We start from the raw sequence: 18,457 nt of genomic DNA on the forward strand, positions 1-18,457 counted from the left end.
CTCCACCGGCCCGTCCCAGCGCGAAAGAGCAATCCGAGCTTGCTGGGGAGATCAAGTTCTCGTATCAAATGTCCATCAGCCAGCCCGCTGAGATTTTAACAATTTAACGGAAAGAAAAATTTCCCCCTCACGCGGGGATGCCGACGAAGACGCGCTAAAGGGCTGGACTACTTACGATTTCCCCACCCGTGTGGGGATGGCCCGCACCGACAAAACTTGGCCGCAAGGGCACCACCAAGTTTGACACGTTGACTCTGATTCTGGAATGTGGGTTGACTCAAATCCCGGGATTGCGGAAAACGGCCAGAAGACCAAATGATGATACGGGGCAACAAGACGGTGGGCGTTCATTACGACCCTTGTTACGAGCGGCACGACACCGGCCCAGGCCACCCGGAATCGGCGGAGCGCTACCGGGTGCTGGAGGCCGCGCTGGCGACCTTGCCGCCGGAGTTTGTCAGGCTGCCGCGGCGGCGGGCCTTGGTCTCCGAGGTGTTGCTGGCCCATGATCACAACTATCACGATCTGGTCTATCGAGACGTGGAGACGTTCGCGGACCGCCTGCGCACGGGCGACACGGCGATCTGCGAGGAGAGCTACGATGTCGCGCTGGAGGCGACCGGTGCGGTGTTGGAAGCGGTGGACTCGGTGATGCGGGGGGACGTGTCATCGGCGTTCTGCGCGGTGCGTCCGCCGGGCCACCACGCCACGGCGACGCGCGGGATGGGGTTCTGCATTTTCAACCATGTGGCCGTCGCCGCGTGCTATCTCCAGTCGCGCCACGGGCTGCGGAGGATCGCGATCATTGATTGGGACGTGCACCACGGCAACGGGACCGAGGCGATTTTCCTCGAAGACCCCACGGTGCTCTACATTTCGCTGCACGAGGAGAATATCTATCCATACACCGGCGACGCCTCGGAGCACGGACAGGGAGCGGGCGAGGGCGGGAACCTGAATATCCCGCTGCCCGCCAACTCGGACGGCAATCTCGCGCTGCGGGAATGGCACGCGCAGCTGGAGCCGGCGGTGAACGCCTTCCAGCCGGACTTCCTGTTGATTTCCGCCGGCTTCGACGCGCGGGTGGACGACCCGATCGGCGGCCTTCAATGGACGGACGAGACGTTCGCGGAAATGACCCGGCGTTGCGTGGTGCTGGCGGAAAAATGGAGCGCCGGGCGGATCGTCTCGTCACTGGAAGGCGGCTACAATCCGCCAGGTCTGGCGTCCGCCGCGCTGGCGCATGTCAGGGCGATGGCCGGTGAGACATAGTCCGTGGATTTGGGACTTCTCAAGTCCGCCGGGGTTTCGCAAGACTCGGGCATGCCAGAATCCGAAGCGTCCGCACTCGTTATCCTGCTCGCCTCTTGTGCCGGGCTGCTCGTCCTGGTGCTGTTTCTGATTTTCCGGATTTACGGGCGATTGTCGCGGATTGAAAGCCTGCTTGCCCGGAAGGGCAGCCACCCGGAATCGTCCGGGTCCGCGCCCTCGGCGGCGGAAACATCGCCCGGCGGGGCCTTCGAGGCGTTTCTCAGCGAGGACCCGAGCCGCCGCGAGCTGGCCAAGGGCGAGCAGTTCAGCGCTTACCGCCGATGGAGGCAGGAAAAAGGCCTGAATTGGTCGAATTCGTGAGGCTGATAGGGAAACGAACGGTTCCCCGGCGCCCGGTTACAAATTCCTTGAAAATTTCTTTTTTGGCATTGCATCACGTCGGTTCGTTTGCATCCTCCGCCCGTCCTTAACTTCCCCGTGGTTTTTGGGACACGGCTTGTGAAAAATTTCACAAGCTCCATTCTCCGAGCACAGCATCGCCCTTCTCATGGCAAATATTTTTCCCCGTTGGTCCAATCTACTGCCCCTCAAAATCGCTGTCTGCGCGGGAACCGCAGCGGCCGGCGTGGCACTTGCATTTGCCTATTACGCCACGCCCAAGGCGATGGTGGTCGGGTATCAGCCGTCCCAGCCCATCCCGTTTTCCCATAAGATCCACGTCGACCAGCTGGGCCTGGATTGCCGCTACTGCCACTCGTTCGTGGACGTCTCCGGCCACTCGAACGTCCCGACCGGCAGCACCTGCTGGAACTGCCACCAACACGTCCAGCGCGACAGCCCGAAGCTCGCTCCGCTTCACAAGTCGATGGATGTCAACTACCCTGGCTACGACGGCAAGCCGATCGAGTGGGTGCGGGTGCACAAGTCTCCCGACTACGTCTATTTCAACCACTCGGCCCACGTGAACCGCGGGATTTCCTGCCAGAGCTGCCACGGCGACGTCAACAAGATGGAGGTCGTCTATCAAGCGCAGCCGCACTCGATGGGTTGGTGCCTCGATTGCCATCGCGCGCCCGAGAAGAACCTGCGCCCGCTCGAAGAGGTCTACAACTTCAGCTACAACGCGGAAACCTACATTTCCAACAACCCGCATCTCGGCGTCAAGACGACCGAGGAGCTCGGCCTCAAGCTGAAGGAGCAATTCATGGTCAAGCCCAAGGAAACTTGCGCCACCTGCCACCATTGATCCTCAAGTCCGTTTTCCCAATTTCCAACTTTCCTGCAGTTTAACATGAGCAAGCGTATTTGGCATCACCCTGAAGTTCCCGTCGGCGAAACCACCGTCGCCTGGCGCAGTGCGGGTCAGCTAGAAGACACCGCGGAATTCCGCCAGTGGCTCGACCGCGAGTTCCCCCAGGGAGCCGCGGAAATGGCCAGCGAGGAGGATGCTGAGAATTCCCGCCGCTCGTTCCTGAAGCTGATGGGCGCCTCCACCGCTCTGGCCGGTTTCGGCATGGCCGCCTGCCGCCGCCCGGAAAGCTACATCGTTCCTTACACCAAGGCTCCCGAGTGGGTGATTCCCGGCAAGGCGACTTACTACGCTTCCTCGATGCCGCGTGCCCACGGCGCCACGCCGCTGGTGGTGACGACCTTCGAAGGCCGCCCGACCAAGCTCGCCCCTAACAAGCTTCACCCTGACGCCGAGGGAACGGACGCCTTCGCCCAGGCTTCGGTGTTGGATCTCTATTCTCCATCGCGCTCGAGGAAAATCCTCAAGGCCGGGAAACCCGGCTCGCGTGCCGAGTTGGAAGCGGTGCTTGCCGCCGTCTCCGCGGATGAATATTCAAAAGTCGGTTTTCTCTTCGGTGCCGATGACAGCCCGACCCGCGCCCGCCTGACCAAGGAGCTGGCCGAGAAATTCTCCGACGCGAAATTCTATCAATACGAAGCGCTCACCGGAGACGCGTCCAACATCGCACTGGGCGACGGCGTGAAACTGGTTGCCGATTTCGCCAAGGCCGACCGTATCCTCTCGCTCGACTGCGACTTCGCCGGCACCGACAACCAAGGTCCGGTCACCCCGTTTTTCGACCGCCGCAAGCCGGAGGGCAAAGCCTACACCGACGTGCCGGACGCGTCGAAAATGAACCGTCTTTACGCGGTGGAAGCCGCGTTCACCCTCACCGGCGGCATGGCGGATCACCGCCTGCGGATCGCTCCCAGCCAAGTCAACGCCGTGGCGGCACAAATCGCCCGCGGCCTCGGCGTGAATGCTGGCGCGGCCATCGTCTCGCCCGAACTCTCCGATCCGAAGCACGTCGCCTGGGTCGCCGCTCTCGTCGATGACCTCAAGGAACACGCCGGAAAATCGGCCGTTCTCGCGGGTTCCCGCCAATCCCTTTCCGTCCACCTGCTAGCCCACGCGATCAACGTCGCGCTCGGTAACATCGGCGAAGGCAAGCCGCTCGTCGCGGTGCAAACCGAAACGGCCGGCCTCGGAAATCTCGCCGCGCTCAAGGCCGACATCGACTCCGCTGCTGTCGAAACGCTTGTCGTCCTCACTCCTTCCAATCCGGTTTTCGACGCGCCTGCGGATCTCAAGTTCGCCGAGTCGTTCGCCAAGCTCAAGACCAGCATCCACCTCGGCATCCGCACCGACGCGACCGCGCATGCCTCGACCTGGCATCTGCCAGCCGCCCATTACCTCGAATCCTGGTCGGACGCCCGCAGCGCTCGCGGCACCTACACGGTGGTGCAGCCGATGATCCTGCCGCTCTATCAAGACTGCGTTTCCGAGCTCGAACTCCTTCTCGCCTTGCTTTCCGCTGATGGAAAACTCCTCAACGGCGAAGGCGAAAAGGGCGCCGCTTCCCCGGCCTACACCGCCGTGCGCGCCACGTTCTCCGCTGTCGGCGGGGAAGGGGATGCCGCATGGAAAAAGCTCCTGCGCGACGGTTTCTTCGAAGGCGCCGCCTATCCATTGGTTAGTCCGGCTCCCCGCGCTGACATGTCCGCGCCGTTCGTCGCCACCGCGCCGACCAAGGATTCGCTCGAAGTGATTTTCGTCACCGATTCCTCGATCTTCGACGGCCGCTGGATCGACAACGGCTGGCTCCAGGAAGCGCCCGATCCGATTTCCAAACTCACTTGGGACAACGTCGCGCTCGTCGCGCCGAAAACCGCCAAGGAGCTCGGCATCTACGACCAGATCATCCAGCTCGAAACTCCCTTCGGCTCGCGCTCGCCCGACGACGAGGCGCAAAACCGAACTTCGCCGATGATCAACGTCGTGGTCAACGGCCAGACTCTTGAAATCCCGGTTCTCGTTTCCTTCGGCCAGGCCGAAAACACCATCGTCATCCCGCTCGGCTATGGTCAGGGCTTCGACGAGCACGACGAACTCGGACGCGGACCGAAAAACGCATCCCACGTCGGCCTCGTCGGCGTGAACCGCGGCTTCAACGCCTATCCGCTGCGCACCGCCGCCACCGCCTATTTCGCCACCGGCGCGAAGGCAACCCCGACTGACCGTCGCTACTCGGTGGCCCTCACCCAGGAGCACAGCGCCATGTATGGCCGCGCCCTTGCCCGCGAGGTTTCCACTCTCGAGGATGAGGTAAAAGGTTCGTTCTCCGCCCAGCTGGCAAACGTGCCGAAGCAAGGCAACGATTCCCACGCACCGCCTAACATTTCACTCTACAAGCCGGAAAGCTCCTCGGCATTCCACCCCGGCAAGGACGGCAAGGCCCAGCCGCTGATCAACGACCCGCTGCACCAGTGGGGCATGTCGATCGACCTTTCCTCCTGCATGGGTTGCAACTCCTGCCTCGTCGCCTGCCAATCCGAGAACAACATTCCGATCGTCGGCAAGAAGCAAGTCGCCATGGGTCGCGAGATGCACTGGATCCGCATGGACCGTTACTTCGCCGCGCAGAAGGACAACACCTTCGACGAGGACAATCCGGAGCTCGTCCCGCAGCCGGTCGCTTGCGTCCAGTGCGAGTCCGCTCCCTGCGAAACGGTTTGCCCGGTCAACGCCACCATCCACACGGAAGACGGTCTCAACGCGATGGCTTACAACCGGTGCATCGGCACCCGTTATTGCGCGAACAACTGCCCTTACAAGGCCCGCCGCTTCAACTACTTCGATTATAACAAACGCAACCCGCTCATCGCCCACAACCTTTACAAAGGTCCGTTCGGCGAGAAGCAGGTCGGCGAGGCGGCCCACCTTCAGAAGAACCCTAACGTCACCGTCCGCATGCGTGGCGTGATGGAAAAGTGCACCTACTGCGTGCAGCGCCTGAAGGATTCCGTGATCCGCCAGAAGCGCGGCCAGAAGCAGGAAGCGCTCGTCGCCGGTAAGCCATCCACCGAGATGGAAGTCAACATCCACACTCTCCGCATCCCGGTGGACTCGGTGAAGACCGCCTGCCAAGACGCCTGCCCGGCCAGCGCCATCACCTTCGGCAACCTTCTCGACGAGGAGAAATCCGCGCTCGGTCGCAGCAAGCGCATTGACCGGAACTACGATCTCCTCAACTACATCGGCACCCGTCCGCGGACCAGTTATCTGGCACGCGTCAAGAACCCGAATCCGAAGATGCCGGACGCCAAGTTCATCGGCAAGGCGACCGTCCATATGGTCTGATTTCAGTATTTCAGCATTTCAGCATTTACCCCACCATGGCTTCCACCACCCAAACCGCACCTGAGACGCACACCGGAGTGAAACTCCCGGTGCTTGAGCGCGAAAAGCTCATTCTCAGCGGGCGTTCTTATCACTGGATCACCGAGCGCATCTGCGGCGTTGTCGAAAACCGCCAGCCATTTCTCTGGTGGCTGTTGTTCATCCCGTCCGCGCTCATCGCCCTCATCGGCGTCGGTGGTGGTTTGACGTATCTAGTCTCCACCGGCGTCGGCGTCTGGGGCATGTCCAACCGGGTGTTCTGGGGCTTCGACATCACCAACTTCGTGTTCTGGATCGGTATCGGCCACGCCGGAACCCTGATCTCCGCGGTGCTTTTCCTCACCCGACAGAACTGGCGGACCTCGATCAACCGCGCGGCGGAAGCGATGACCATCTTCGCCGTGATCTGCGCGGGTATTTTCCCCGCCTTCCACGTCGGTCGCGTGTGGTTCGCCTGGTTCCTCGCGCCGGTGCCCAACGCCAACGCGATCTGGCAGAACTTCAAGTCGCCGCTGCTGTGGGACGTGTTCGCGGTTTCCACCTATTTCACCATCTCGCTGATCTTCTGGTATCTCGGCATGGTTCCCGACCTCGCGACCATCCGCGACCGTTGCAAGCCCGGCATCCGCAAGATCCTCTACGGAATCTTCTCGCTCGGCTGGCGCGGCGGCAACCGCCAGTGGAGCCACTATGAAATGGCCTATCTGCTTCTCGCGGCTCTCTCCACGCCGCTCGTGCTCTCGGTGCACTCGGTCGTTTCCTTCGACTTCGCGACCTCGGTGGTCCCCGGTTGGCACACCACCATCTTCCCGCCTTACTTCGTCGCCGGCGCCATCTTCGGTGGTTTCGCGATGGTGCTCACGATCATGGTTCCCGCGCGTTTCATCTATGGCTTGCAGGATCTCATCACCATGAAGCACATCGACAACATGGCGAAAATCATCCTGCTGACTGGCACGATCGTCGGCTACGCCTACCTGATGGAGTTGTTCGTAGCCTTCTACTCCGGCGCGATTTATGAAATGGACGCCTTCAAGTTCCGGATCGCCGGTCCTTACTGGTGGGCCTACGCCGCGATGATGAGCTGCAACGTGCTTTCGCCCCAAGTCTTCTGGTTCAAGGCCTGCCGCGAAAATCTCTGGGTCATCATGATCGTTGCGATGTGTGTCAACGTCGGCATGTGGTTCGAGCGCTTCGTCATCATCTGCACCACGCTCGCCCGGATGTGGCTGCCAGGTGACTGGAAAACCTACTCGCCGAGCGGCGTCGAGCTGATGACTTTCGTCGGCACGATCGGCCTGTTCCTCGCGCTGTTTCTGATGTTCCTCCGCTTCCTGCCCTGCATCAACATCGCCGAAGTGAAGTGGACCCTGCTGGAGTCCGATCCGCACTTCGACGACAAGGAACACCACCCGGACCACGGCGTGGTCTCCGAGCCCGCTTATCAGAAGGAGCTCGCGTCTTCCAAATAACTCTTAACGAATAACTTTCAACTTTCACCGTGAGCACCACCCGCAAACGCGTTTATGGCTACTTAGCCGAGTTCAAGAGCGCATCCGCTCTTTACAAGGGCGCGGAGAAAATCCGCGACGCCGGCTTCAAGAAATGGGACTGCTACTCGCCCTATCCGATCCACGGACTCGATGGCGCGATGGGCATGAAGCGCTCGATCCTGCCATGGTTCGTGTTCTTCGGCGGCATGACCGGCACGGCCACCGCGTTCGCCCTGGCCTACTCGACACAGGTGGTGATCTATCCGACCATCGTCCAGGCGAAACCGGCGAACATCTTCACTGTGCCCGCGTTCTTCCCGATCATGTTCGAGCTCACGATCTTGTTCTCGGGCTTCACCGTTTTGTTCGGCCTTCTCGCCCTGATCCAGCTTCCGCGCCTCAACCACCCGTTGTTCGCAAGCCGCCAGTTCCACCGCGCCACGGACGACGGGTTCTTCATCGCCATCGAGGCGCGTGACCCGCAATTCAGCCCCAACGGAACCCGCGACTTACTCTCCGACATCGGCGGCTCCAACATCGAACTTGTCGAAGAAGAGGACTGAGAGCCGATCTCCTGTCTCAAATTTCAAATTTCAAATTCAAGATGCGCTACTTTTTCCTCGCCTACGCGCTCGTCGCGTTGACCGTCGTCGGCCTCCTCGGAATCCGCGGCCAGAAGTTTTCCAAGCCGCCGATCCGGATTTTCCCGGACATGGACAACCAGGACAAGGTGAAGGCCCAGAAGCCGGATCCGTTCTTCGCCGACGGTCATGGTTCCCGTCTTCCGGTGACCCAGACCCAGCCGCGCGGCCTCAACGAAGCGGGCGCGTCCTCCATTGGCGGAATCCCCGAATATGAGTTCGGCGGCCAGAGCGGTTACTATTACACCGGCCACGTCGGCGACTACTTCGGGTCGGGAATGCCCGAGGAGCTGACATTGACCGAAGAATCCGCCTTGTCACTGATCGAGCGCGGCAAGGAGCGTTACGGAATTTACTGCGCCGTCTGTCACGGCGTGTCCGGCGACGGGCAGGGGATCACCGGCCAGTATGGCGTCCCCGGCATCGCCAACTTCCACCTCGATACCTTCAAGACCGCGTCCTATCCCGACGGCCGGATGTTTGAAACCATCACCAACGGCAAGGGCATGATGGGCGCCTACGGTTATAACATTTCCGTAGGCGACCGCTGGGCGATCATCGCCTACGTCCGCACCTTGCAGACCGCCAAAGAGGCTAAATAACTTTTTCCTGATTCTATCGAAATGGCCCACCACCACGTCACCTCCGCAGACATCGCGATCAACGGCGATCACCTCGACACCTCCAAGGTGGCGAAAGTGAAGAGCATCGCCCTGGGCGTGGCCGTTCTCGGCACCGTCATCAGCCTGTATCTCCTGTTTTTCGCCCCGGAGAAGATCCGCGGTCCCTTCGCCTACTCGTGGGTGTTCGCGTTCTACTTTTTCCTGACCCTCTCCATCGGCGGGGTGTTCTGGACGCTGTTACACAACGTTTCCAACTCCGGTTGGGGCACTTCGGTGCGCCGGACCTTCGAGAACCTCGGTTCGACCTTCCCGTGGGTTTTCCTTTTCGGAATCCCGCTGCTCTGCCCGCAAGTGCAGCAGTATCTCTACGAGTGGATGAACATCCACCGCGGTGCCCACGGCAACGTGAAGGAGCACCTCCACCACGTGGACCACCTGCTGTATAACAAGTATTGGTTCATGAACCTGCCGTTCTGGTACGGGCGGGCGGCGTTCTATCTCGTCGCTCTCGGCGCGGTCATCTACGGACTGCGCAAGCTTTCCACCGACCAGGACACCGATCCGAATCCCGGAACTGCCCGCTTGCTGAAAGCCCGCTACCACTCGAACTACCCGCTGATCATCTTCGCCCTCACCATCACGTTTACCGGTTTCGATTTCGCGATGGGGCTGGATTACAAGTGGTTCTCCACGATGTGGGGTGTCTATCTGTTCGCCGGCGCCGCGCTCAACTCGATGGCGGTCATCGTGCTCGTCTGCACCTGGTTGAAGAGCATGGGCCACCTCAAGCACGTCACCGGACCCGAGCATTTCCACATCATGGGCAAGCTGATGTTCGCCTTCACGACCTTCTGGGCCTACATCGCGTTCTCGCAGTTCTTCCTCATCTGGTATGCGAACATCACCGAGGAAACCTCCTACTTCCTCATCCGCAACACCGGCAACTGGAACACCGCGATGTATTTCCTCGTCTTCGGTCACTTCGTGGTTCCCTTCGTCGTCCTGCTCCAGGCCTGGCTGAAGAAGAATCCCAAGTTGCTCTCGATCGTCGCGGTTTACACCTTGTGCATGCACGCGCTGGATCACTACCTGATCGTCATTCCCGAGCGCGGTGTCTCCCTCGGCAAGATCAAGCCGGAAGTCTTCGGTGACATCCAGGTTGCCATCCCGGGTGCGTTCTGGGGCGACATCCTCGCCTTCGTGACCATCGGCGCTGCCTTCATCTTCATCCTCATCCGCGCCCTCGGCCAGCACTCGCTCTATCCGAACCGCGACCCGCGCATCCTCGAATCCGCGAACGTCTCCAACTGATCTTCCTTTCCTTCTGCACATGGACCCATCCCGCGACAATCCGATCATCCGCTTCACCACTTTCTGGTGGGGCATCGGCACCTTCTTCATCTTCGCCCTGCTGCTGGCGGTGATCTGGCTTTTCGCCCGGTCCGAGCCGACGACGCTTGAAGACGCCGCCGCGAAACCTCGCTATGAGACCAAGGCGAAGATCGACGCCGCGCAGGCTGCGAGTCTCTCTCCTGACGCGATCAAGGCCGCCACGCGGGTGGTCGGCAAGCAGCTCGCCGCTTCAAAGCCTGCGGCTGTCGAGACGCCGGCGCAGGTCGTTCCCGGTTCGGCGACGGCCAAGAAACTCGCCGCCGCTCCCGCGGTGGACACCTCGGCGATTGACGCTCCAGCAGCGACCGATGAGCCCATCGATCCCGTGGTGATGGCTGTCGGCAAGGCCTCGTTCATGATTTGCGGCGCCTGCCACGGCCAGAATGGCGAGGGTGGTCCGATCGCTCCGCCGCTTGCGGGTTCGGAGTGGGTGACCGGCCCGGTTTCCAACCTCATCCGCATCCAGCTGCGCGGCCTGCAGGGCGCGATCACGGTGGCCGGCAAGGAATACAACATGCCGGGCGGCATGGCGGCTCTCAGCTATCAGACCGACGAGCAGATCGCCGGCGTGCTCACCTATATCCGCAACAGCTTCGGCAACAAGGCGTCCGCCGTGAAGCCCGAACAGGTCGCCGCATTGCGCAGTGAAGTGGGCAAGCCACAAGTCACCGCCGCGGAACTCACCAAGCCTTAATTTCGTTTCCCTTTTTCATCTTCAAAGCCGATGTCATCCGCCATCCAAACTTCCACTGCCCAGGACGCCTTGCTTCGCGCGGGCATCGATCGCTCGCTGCGTCACCCGGTGATGTTCTTCCTGACCAGCGGCGCCGCGTGGCTCGCGGTTTCGATCGTTCTTGGAATCATCGCTTCCGCCAAGGTGCACAGTCCCGAGTTTCTAGCGAGTTGTTCCTACCTTTCCTATGGACGGGTTTTCCCCGCTCATATCAACGCGCTCGTTTACGGTTGGGGATTCCAGGCGGCTTTCGCGGTGATCATCTGGATGATGGCGCGGCTTTCCCGCAAGGAATGCACGGCGGCCGGACTCATTCTCACCGCCGGGCACATCTGGAATCTCGGTGTCATTCTCGGATTGGTCGGAATCCTCTCGGGCAACGGCACGGGAATGCCATGGATGGAGTTTCCTTTCTTCACCTGGCCGGTGCTGCTCTTCAGCTATTTCGCGATCCTGATCTGGTCGTTCATCCAGTTCCGCGTGCGCCCCGAGGGCCATGTCTATATCTCCCAATGGTATCTGCTCGCCGCGATGGTTTGGTTCCCATGGATCTTCATCACGGCGAACACCTTGCTGCACTGCATTCCGGGCCATCCGGTGATGGCTGCTGGAATCAACGCCTGGTACAAGTCGGCTTTGATCTTCCTCTTCTTCACACCGGTCGCTCTCGGGACCGCTTACTACCTGGCTCCCAAGGTGACCGGTCACCCGGTTTACAGCTACTCGCTGGCGAAACTCGGGTTCTGGTCGCTCGCGATCATCGCTCCATGGGCGGGGATGCAAAAGCTCGCGGGCGCGCCGATTCCTTATTTCCTGCCCTACGTGGGCGCGGCAGCCACGGTGTTGCTGTTCGTGCCTGCGATCGCTGCCGCCATCAATCTTCTCCGCACGACGCTCGCTTCTCCGGAAGTTGTGGCCAGCAGCCCGGCGCTCCGGTTCACCATCGCCGGCATCGGCGGCTTGATGCTTCTGGCATTCTCCGCGGTCGTGCTGAACCTGCCGGGTTCCACTCTTCCGCTGACGCAGTTCTCGCTCTCCGGTTATGGGTTTGAAATTCTCGCACTCTATGGATTCTTCAGTTTCGTGATGTTCGGCGCGGTTTACTTCATCGTGCCGCGGGTGACGCGCCGCGAGTGGCTTTCCCGCCGCCTGATCAAGATTCACTTCCTGTTCTCCGTCTATGGCATCGTCACGGTGGCGTTGGTCGCTCTGTTTGGCGGGCTTCAGCAGGGGATCGGTCAGGAAGAATGGCAGCAGCCATGGCAAGGCGCCGCGACCCGCGCCTATCCGTATGCGGTGGCGACCACCATTGCCTGGTGCTTCATCCTGTTTTCCAACGTGTTCTTCTTCATCCACCTGACCCTGATGTGGCTGCGCCTCGGCCGCCGCAGTTCGCATCCGACCTTGCTCGTTTCCGAGCACGGCCACGGCCCCAGCCCGCATGGTGAAGAGGGCGATATCGACAATGCCGGTCCGGGCCACATGCCCGCCCACTGACATCGGGTTTCAGAGTTCAACTTCCAGCAATTTTCCTAATGAGCCTCCGCACATTCATTCTCGGTTTATCCGCCAGCTTCGGCGTCGCTTGGCTGGCGGTCGTCGTCGTGCCCTTCATCAAGATGCGCAACCTCGCGCCCATCCAGCTTTCCGAAGCGACCGATGGCAGCACCGGCATTTTCTTCCCCAAACGCACCGGCCGGATTGCCGACGGCGCGCAAGTCTATGCGGAAAACGGCTGCTACCTCTGCCACACGCAGGTCATTCGTCCGACCTATGCCGGCAACGATCTCTATCGGTCTGATTGGGGCGGCTTGAAGGCCGATCCGGATCGCGGCGATACCCGGCGTGAGACCAACGCCTATGATTTCTTCGGCGAGAAGTTCGCGCAGATCGGCGTTTCGCGGATGGGTCCTGACCTTTCCAATCTGGGCCGCCGCGTGGAGACCGAGTATGCGGCCGGCGGCGATCCGGAGCAGTGGTTGTTCGCCCATCTCTACAATCCGCGCCGGGATCCGCAGCGTTGGAAATCGACCTGCCCGCCTCACAAGTTTCTGTTTGAAAAGCGCAAGGTCACGGGGAATCCGTCTGACACGCTGTCCTTCGGCAAACACGGCGATACCGAACTGGTCCCCAGCTCCGAGGCGAAGGCTCTGGTCTCTTACCTGCTCTCGCTCAAGAAGGACCAAGCCGTCCCGGCGGTGCTGAATTTCGCGCCTGCGAAAACCAAGACCGCCCCTTGAAATCATTTACCTAATACCTAAGTTCACACATGTCCCTGCCTAACCAAACACCAGACCTCGAGGACTCGATCAATGTGACCGAGGCCCACGGGCGAGTGGTCCGCGAAGCCGCCGCGTGCGCCCGCGAAAAGCGGATCGTTGACAATGGCATCGAACCGATTTCGTTGTGGGCCTTCGTCGCTTGCGGCGTGGTGCTGCTCGTCGCGGGCGGAATTCTCGGCACTGGCGGACGTTTGTTTTCCTACGGAAGCATTTTCCGCGAGGGCTATATCCGGACTCCCGCTCCCGGTGCCGCGGATGCCGGTCCGGTGCCCAAGGAAGCTCTTGCCGCCTACATGTCGAAAGGTGCGAAGATCTATTCCGCCAAGTGCAACGGCTGCCACGGATCCGATGCCAAGGGCAACGGTTCGACTTTCCCTTCGCTGGTCGGTTCGACTTGGGTGACCGGCGAGACCGATCTCTTCGCGATGATCATTCTCAATGGTCTTGAGGGACCTGTCAGCGACGGCAAGACGTATGGGGTCATGCCTCCGCAGGGAATCGGCATGGCTGCCGAAGATCTCGCGGGTATCATGACCTACGTCCGCAACAACTTCGGCAATGCCACGGGCGATGTCGTCACCATCGACATGGCCAAGGCCGCCCTTGAAATTTCCGCCGCCCGCAAGAACGCCGGCAAGTCGGTGATCAGCGCGGAACTCACCGCCGATCACGTCAAGGCGCTGCCGGGCGACGTGCTCGATCCGAAAACTTTGCTGGATCCAATCACCTTGGCCCCTGCCAAGGCTCCCTGAGCCGGTTCTTCAGACTCCATTTTCAAACCACCTTTTTTCAGACTCCACACACGCCGCAAGACGGAATTATGAGCTCTCACGCTACCTCACACGCCGGGCACGACGCCCACCACGAAGACCATCATCACGAACCGGGATTCATCCGGAAATGGATCTTTTCCACTGATCACAAGATGATCGGCCTCCAGTATGGGATCACGGCCCTGGCCTTCCTGGCCTTTGGATTCTATCTGATGATGGTGATGCGCTGGAGCATCGCCTACCCGCACCAACCGCTTCCGGAATGGATGAGCTGGGTGTTCACTGACGGCTGGAAGGCCCGCTGGTTGCAGGACGGCAAGGTGACAGGGGAGACTTATAACATGTTCGGCGCCATGCACGGGACGATCATGGTGTTCCTCGGCATCGTGCCGCTCGGCTTCGGTGCCTTCGGCAACTATGTGACGCCGCTCCAGATTGGCGCGCCGGACATGGCGTTCCCGCGTTTGAACATGGCCAGCTACTGGGTCTATCTGGTCGGCGGCCTGATCATGTGCGCCTCGTTCTTCCTGGAGTCCGGGTCCGCCAAGTCCGGTTGGACGAACTACTCGCCGCTCGCCGGTTTCGCGGACGGCCAAGTCGTCAACCAATGGCTGGCAGGTCAGACGCAATGGCTGATCGGATTGGTCTGTCTTATCACCTCGTCACTTCTCGGTTCGGTCAATTTCATCACCACCATCATCAACCTGCGGGTGCGTGGCATGACCTGGATGCGGATGCCGTTCTTTGTCTGGTCCATGCTGGTGACCGGTTTCCTGCTGCTCCTCGCCTTCCCGCCGCTTGAGGCCGCCGGCATCATGCAGCTGATGGACCGCGTCGCGCATTCCTCGTTCTTCATGCCTTCCGGACTCTTCACCAAGAGCGAGGGGCTGGCCGATCTATCCGGCGGTGGTTCACCACTGTTGTACCAGCACTTGTTCTGGTTCCTCGGCCACCCGGAAGTTTACGTGCTTCTGCTTCCCGCGTTCGCCTGTGTCAGTGAAATCATTCCGGCTAACACCCGCAAGCCACTCTGGGGTTACAAGTCGATGGTGTATTCCGTGCTGGTGCTCGGCTTTCTCTCCTTCGTCGTGTGGGCTCACCACATGTATATGACCGGCATGGGCGCTGCGGTTTCCACCTTCTTCCAAACGACGACGGTTCTGATCTCGGTTCCTTCAGTGGTCATCATCACTGCGATGCTGATCTCGCTTTGGGGTGGTTCGATCCGCTTCACCCCACCGATGATGTGGGCGTGCGCCTTCATCCCGATGTTCGGCATCGGTGGCCTCACCGGACTGCCGCTGGCCTTCAACCTGGCCGACCTTCACCTGCACGACACCTACTATGTGATCGGCCATTTCCACTATGTCGTGGCGCCCGGGATTCTCTTCGGCTTCTTCGCCGGAATTCTCCACTGGTATCCGAAAATCACCGGCCGTTTCATGAGCAAGACGCTCAACCACCTGCACTTCTGGCCCAGCCTGATCTGCATGAACCTGATCTTCTTCCCGATGCTCGTGCAGGGTATGGCCGGCTTCCACCGCCGTTGGTATAACGGGGGCGACGCCTATCTCGCAAAGGCCGCTGACAGCGTCAACGTTTTCGGCAACACCGTCGCTGAGTATATCGACATGAACATCGTCATGTCGATGGGAGCTTGGACCATGGCCTTGTTCCAAATTCCTTTCATCATCAATCTTCTGTTCGCATGGAAGTTCGGGAAAAAAGCCGAAAGCGATAATCCTTGGAATGCCACCACGCTGGAGTGGGCGACTCCGACGCCTCCGGGCCATGGCAATTTCCTCAAGGATCCCGTGACCTATCGGGGCCCATACGAATACAGCCGCCCGGGCGATGATTCGGATTTCCTTCCGCAGTGGATCGAGCCGAAGCACCTCGACTCTTCGAACAAGCCGGCAGACAAGCACTAAGCTTCCCAATTTCAACCCCGTCTCCGCGGTTCACCTCCTCACAGCATTCCCTTTCTCAAATGGAAATTCCCTACGTCGTCACTCCCCGAAAGGACACCGGCCTCTTCAACTCGAAGATCGCGATCTGGTTGTTCCTTGCTTCCGAAGTCATGCTCTTCGGCGGCTTCTTCTCGGCCTACGTCTTCCTCCGCCTCGGCGCGGATTATCCATGGCCGGAGCGGACGCTTCCGGTGCTGCCGGGCCTGATCAACACCTTCGTCCTCATCGGTTCCTCGGTGACCGTCGTGTTCGCATGGGCATCCTTGAAATTGCGGAACTGGAGGATGTTTCAACTCTTCATGGGCATCACGGTGTTCTGCGCGCTGATCTTCATGGTGCTCAAAGGCATCGAGTATAACGTGAAGTTCCATCACCAAGCGGTGCGCCTCAAGGACTACACCGTGATGGAAGGTCACTTGGGTTATGAAAAGGAACTCGACCATAATGGCAACAAGGTCGAGGAGAACCTCATATTCATCGAGACTGCAAAGCTCACTTTCAGCACCCGCCGTTTTAACCAGCCATGGGTTGAGGAAATCCTGACACAGGCCGGTCATCACGACTCGAAGGTGGTCCTGGCCGCGGATGTCGCGGTCGTCACTAAAGAGGGTCAGCCCGCCGAGGTGATCGCCAAGGCCGGCGAGCCTCTCTCCGCGGAGTTGCTCCGCCGGATCGAGAAAACCCGCCTGGCTGCCAGCAGTCACAATTCCGCCCTGCGCACCGCATCATTGCGTGAGGAATGGGTCAAAGCCCACGCCGCCAATCCCGGCAAGAAGGACTGGCAGATCGCTTCCGGCGTCAACATCGACACGGCCGCGCTCGCGCCCAAGTTGCTCACCGAGGTTTCCACCGTCGCCTTCAATGTCGAACCGCCGGCAAAGCTGGATTTCCACCCCCGCGACATCAAGGAAGCCGACGGCCAATCCCGCCTCCGCGACGATACCGTGGTTGACGGCAAGCTGCTCGCCAGTCCGATGGTTTTCCACAACGTCGATGCGATCGACTTCCAGCATCTCGTGATGAAGGCGAAGGAGAAGGGGATCGATCCTGAGGTGGCGATCGAGAATTCCTGGCTCATCAAGAACAGTCCGTTCGCCAAGGAAGCCTGGGAGTGGCACCAGGGCGAGGTCGCCAAACTCGAGGAGCGCCTGATCAAGGAATACGGCCTCGACAAGAGCGGCAAACCGAAACGCGTGCCGACTCACAAGGAGCTCTATCGAATCGGCTGGAAGGATTTCGCCAAGAAGGCGGAGCAACAGCACGGCATCAAGCTTTCCACCATGGATGCCTTGAAAGAGGAGTTCATGGGGCCGAACTACGACGCCCGGAATCCTCATGGCGACCAACCCCACGCCGAGGGCGAACATGTCAAGGAGACGTTCCCGCACTTCTCGCTGCCGCGCGAGCAGGTCGGTTTCGCCGCCAAGTTCACGCCGGCATGGAACACCTACTACGCCATCTATTTCACCATCACCGGCCTTCACGGCTTGCACGTCATCGGCGGCGCGCTGGTCCTCGCCTACTACCTCTTCTTCGGCCGGAAGATGTACCTCGAGAATCCCGAGTGGCTTGCCAACCGCGTCGAAATCGGCGGCCTGTTCTGGCACTTCGTGGACCTTGTATGGATCTTCGTTTTCCCGATCCTGTATTTGATGTAAGGTTCAAACCTCAATCTCCCAATTCCAAATTCCAAATCAAATGGCTGACACCCCGGAAGCAATCAAGAAGTCCGTCCGCACCTACATGTTCGTCGGTGGGATTCTGTTCCTCGGAACCATCATCACCGTCCTCGTCGCATCGGTGGAGGCTCTCGACGTCGGTCAACACGGCTTCGATAAATGGGACTGTATCCTCGGTCTCGCCATCGCGACGATCAAGGCGTCCCTGGTTGCGTTTATCTTCATGCACCTCAATCATGAGAAGAAGGCGGTTTACTGGCTCTTCGCCTCCGGGCTTTGCATGGTATGCAGTCTTGCCGGGCTCACCGCCCTTGCGATCTTTGATCCGATCCATGATCCGCTTTTTTTCGGCAAGGAATCCACGACCCCGAAAATTCTGGCCTCGCCATCGCTCCGTTGATGTCCTTCTAGTCTTTTAAAACCAAAACCAACTATCCCATGTCCCTCAAAGGATTTCACATCGTCTTCGTGACAGTCAGCACCCTGCTTTGCGTGTTTCTGGCCTTGTGGTCCTTCTTGCTCGCTCCCGAGTGGTCGGGGATGACCATGGCGCTTGGGATTGTGGGGATCGCCGGGGCCTTGCTGATGCCTGTCTATGGCGTCTGCTTCTATCGAAAAATCACCCGCATCCACATCTGATGCCCCTCAACCGGTAAGATTCCATGAACCCCATCTCCCACTTCCTCGCTTGCTCCAGTTGCCGTGTCACGATGGTCGCCGGTGGCGGAGATGCGGCCGGTTGGTCGATCTTCTTTTTGCTTTTCGTCATCCTCGCGATGTTGGGCTGCATCGGTTTCTTCATGATCCGCATCGCCCGGCGTCAGAGAGAGCACTTCGATCCCACGCTCTCGGATGACTATGTGGCCCCGACGAGTTTGCATTGACCGCTCCGTTTCAGATTTAGAATTT

17 protein-coding genes are annotated in these 18,457 nt (G+C 60.1%); all 17 read left to right on the forward strand.

Features of this window, described 5'->3' with window-relative positions; all coding sequences use genetic code 11:
* The first annotated feature begins 315 nt into the window (after window positions 1–315).
* The 17 genes from AC4DF4_RS02695 (at window position 316) to AC4DF4_RS02775 (ending at window position 18,432) form a co-directional block, all read left to right on the forward strand.
* Window positions 316–1,272, forward strand: a complete 957-nt coding sequence (locus tag AC4DF4_RS02695; RefSeq protein WP_490046573.1) for a histone deacetylase family protein — start codon at window positions 316–318, stop codon at window positions 1,270–1,272.
* A gap of 51 nt (window positions 1,273–1,323) precedes the next feature.
* On the forward strand, window positions 1,324–1,632 hold the full coding sequence (locus AC4DF4_RS02700; protein WP_490046574.1) for a hypothetical protein: 309 nt from the start codon (window positions 1,324–1,326) through the stop codon (window positions 1,630–1,632).
* A 265-nt stretch (window positions 1,633–1,897) separates the two neighbouring features.
* Window positions 1,898–2,518, forward strand: a complete 621-nt coding sequence (locus tag AC4DF4_RS02705) for a cytochrome c3 family protein (RefSeq protein WP_490046575.1) — start codon at window positions 1,898–1,900, stop codon at window positions 2,516–2,518.
* A gap of 45 nt (window positions 2,519–2,563) precedes the next feature.
* Window positions 2,564–5,923 carry a TAT-variant-translocated molybdopterin oxidoreductase gene (locus AC4DF4_RS02710; protein ID WP_490046576.1) on the forward strand — a complete coding sequence of 1,120 codons (3,360 nt, stop codon included), beginning with the start codon at window positions 2,564–2,566 and terminating at the stop codon, window positions 5,921–5,923.
* Window positions 5,924–5,958: 35 nt separating this feature from the next.
* A complete protein-coding gene (gene nrfD, locus AC4DF4_RS02715) occupies window positions 5,959–7,434 on the forward strand; it encodes an NrfD/PsrC family molybdoenzyme membrane anchor subunit (protein ID WP_490046577.1) in 1,476 nt (491 codons plus the stop codon).
* A gap of 29 nt (window positions 7,435–7,463) precedes the next feature.
* The gene (locus AC4DF4_RS02720; protein WP_490046578.1) at window positions 7,464–8,018 is read left to right on the forward strand and encodes a DUF3341 domain-containing protein; all 555 of its coding nucleotides are present in this window, start codon (window positions 7,464–7,466) and stop codon (window positions 8,016–8,018) included.
* Between the two features lie 41 nt (window positions 8,019–8,059).
* A complete protein-coding gene (locus AC4DF4_RS02725; RefSeq protein WP_490046579.1) occupies window positions 8,060–8,698 on the forward strand; it encodes a c-type cytochrome in 639 nt (212 codons plus the stop codon).
* A 21-nt stretch (window positions 8,699–8,719) separates the two neighbouring features.
* Window positions 8,720–10,030 carry a hypothetical protein gene (locus tag AC4DF4_RS02730; protein ID WP_490046580.1) on the forward strand — a complete coding sequence of 437 codons (1,311 nt, stop codon included), beginning with the start codon at window positions 8,720–8,722 and terminating at the stop codon, window positions 10,028–10,030.
* Between the two features lie 19 nt (window positions 10,031–10,049).
* A complete protein-coding gene (locus AC4DF4_RS02735) occupies window positions 10,050–10,805 on the forward strand; it encodes a c-type cytochrome (protein ID WP_490046581.1) in 756 nt (251 codons plus the stop codon).
* A gap of 30 nt (window positions 10,806–10,835) precedes the next feature.
* Window positions 10,836–12,341: a cbb3-type cytochrome c oxidase subunit I gene (locus AC4DF4_RS02740; RefSeq protein ID WP_490046582.1), complete on the forward strand. Its 1,506-nt coding sequence runs from the start codon at window positions 10,836–10,838 to the stop codon at window positions 12,339–12,341.
* Window positions 12,342–12,379: 38 nt separating this feature from the next.
* Entirely contained in the window at window positions 12,380–13,084 is a 705-nt protein-coding gene (locus tag AC4DF4_RS02745) for a cbb3-type cytochrome c oxidase subunit II (RefSeq protein ID WP_490046583.1), read from the forward strand.
* Window positions 13,085–13,113: 29 nt separating this feature from the next.
* On the forward strand, window positions 13,114–13,878 hold the full coding sequence (locus AC4DF4_RS02750) for a c-type cytochrome (RefSeq protein ID WP_490046584.1): 765 nt from the start codon (window positions 13,114–13,116) through the stop codon (window positions 13,876–13,878).
* Window positions 13,879–13,946: 68 nt separating this feature from the next.
* On the forward strand, window positions 13,947–15,830 hold the full coding sequence (locus tag AC4DF4_RS02755; RefSeq protein WP_490046585.1) for a cytochrome c oxidase subunit I: 1,884 nt from the start codon (window positions 13,947–13,949) through the stop codon (window positions 15,828–15,830).
* A gap of 59 nt (window positions 15,831–15,889) precedes the next feature.
* Window positions 15,890–17,527: a cytochrome c oxidase subunit 3 gene (locus tag AC4DF4_RS02760; protein ID WP_490046586.1), complete on the forward strand. Its 1,638-nt coding sequence runs from the start codon at window positions 15,890–15,892 to the stop codon at window positions 17,525–17,527.
* Window positions 17,528–17,567: 40 nt separating this feature from the next.
* Entirely contained in the window at window positions 17,568–17,948 is a 381-nt protein-coding gene (locus AC4DF4_RS02765; RefSeq protein ID WP_488258561.1) for a cytochrome C oxidase subunit IV family protein, read from the forward strand.
* A gap of 38 nt (window positions 17,949–17,986) precedes the next feature.
* Entirely contained in the window at window positions 17,987–18,187 is a 201-nt protein-coding gene (locus tag AC4DF4_RS02770; protein ID WP_490046587.1) for a hypothetical protein, read from the forward strand.
* A gap of 23 nt (window positions 18,188–18,210) precedes the next feature.
* A complete protein-coding gene (locus tag AC4DF4_RS02775; RefSeq protein WP_488258557.1) occupies window positions 18,211–18,432 on the forward strand; it encodes a hypothetical protein in 222 nt (73 codons plus the stop codon).
* Window positions 18,433–18,457 lie beyond the last annotated feature (25 nt).

This window comes from Luteolibacter sp. (assembly GCF_058122085.1).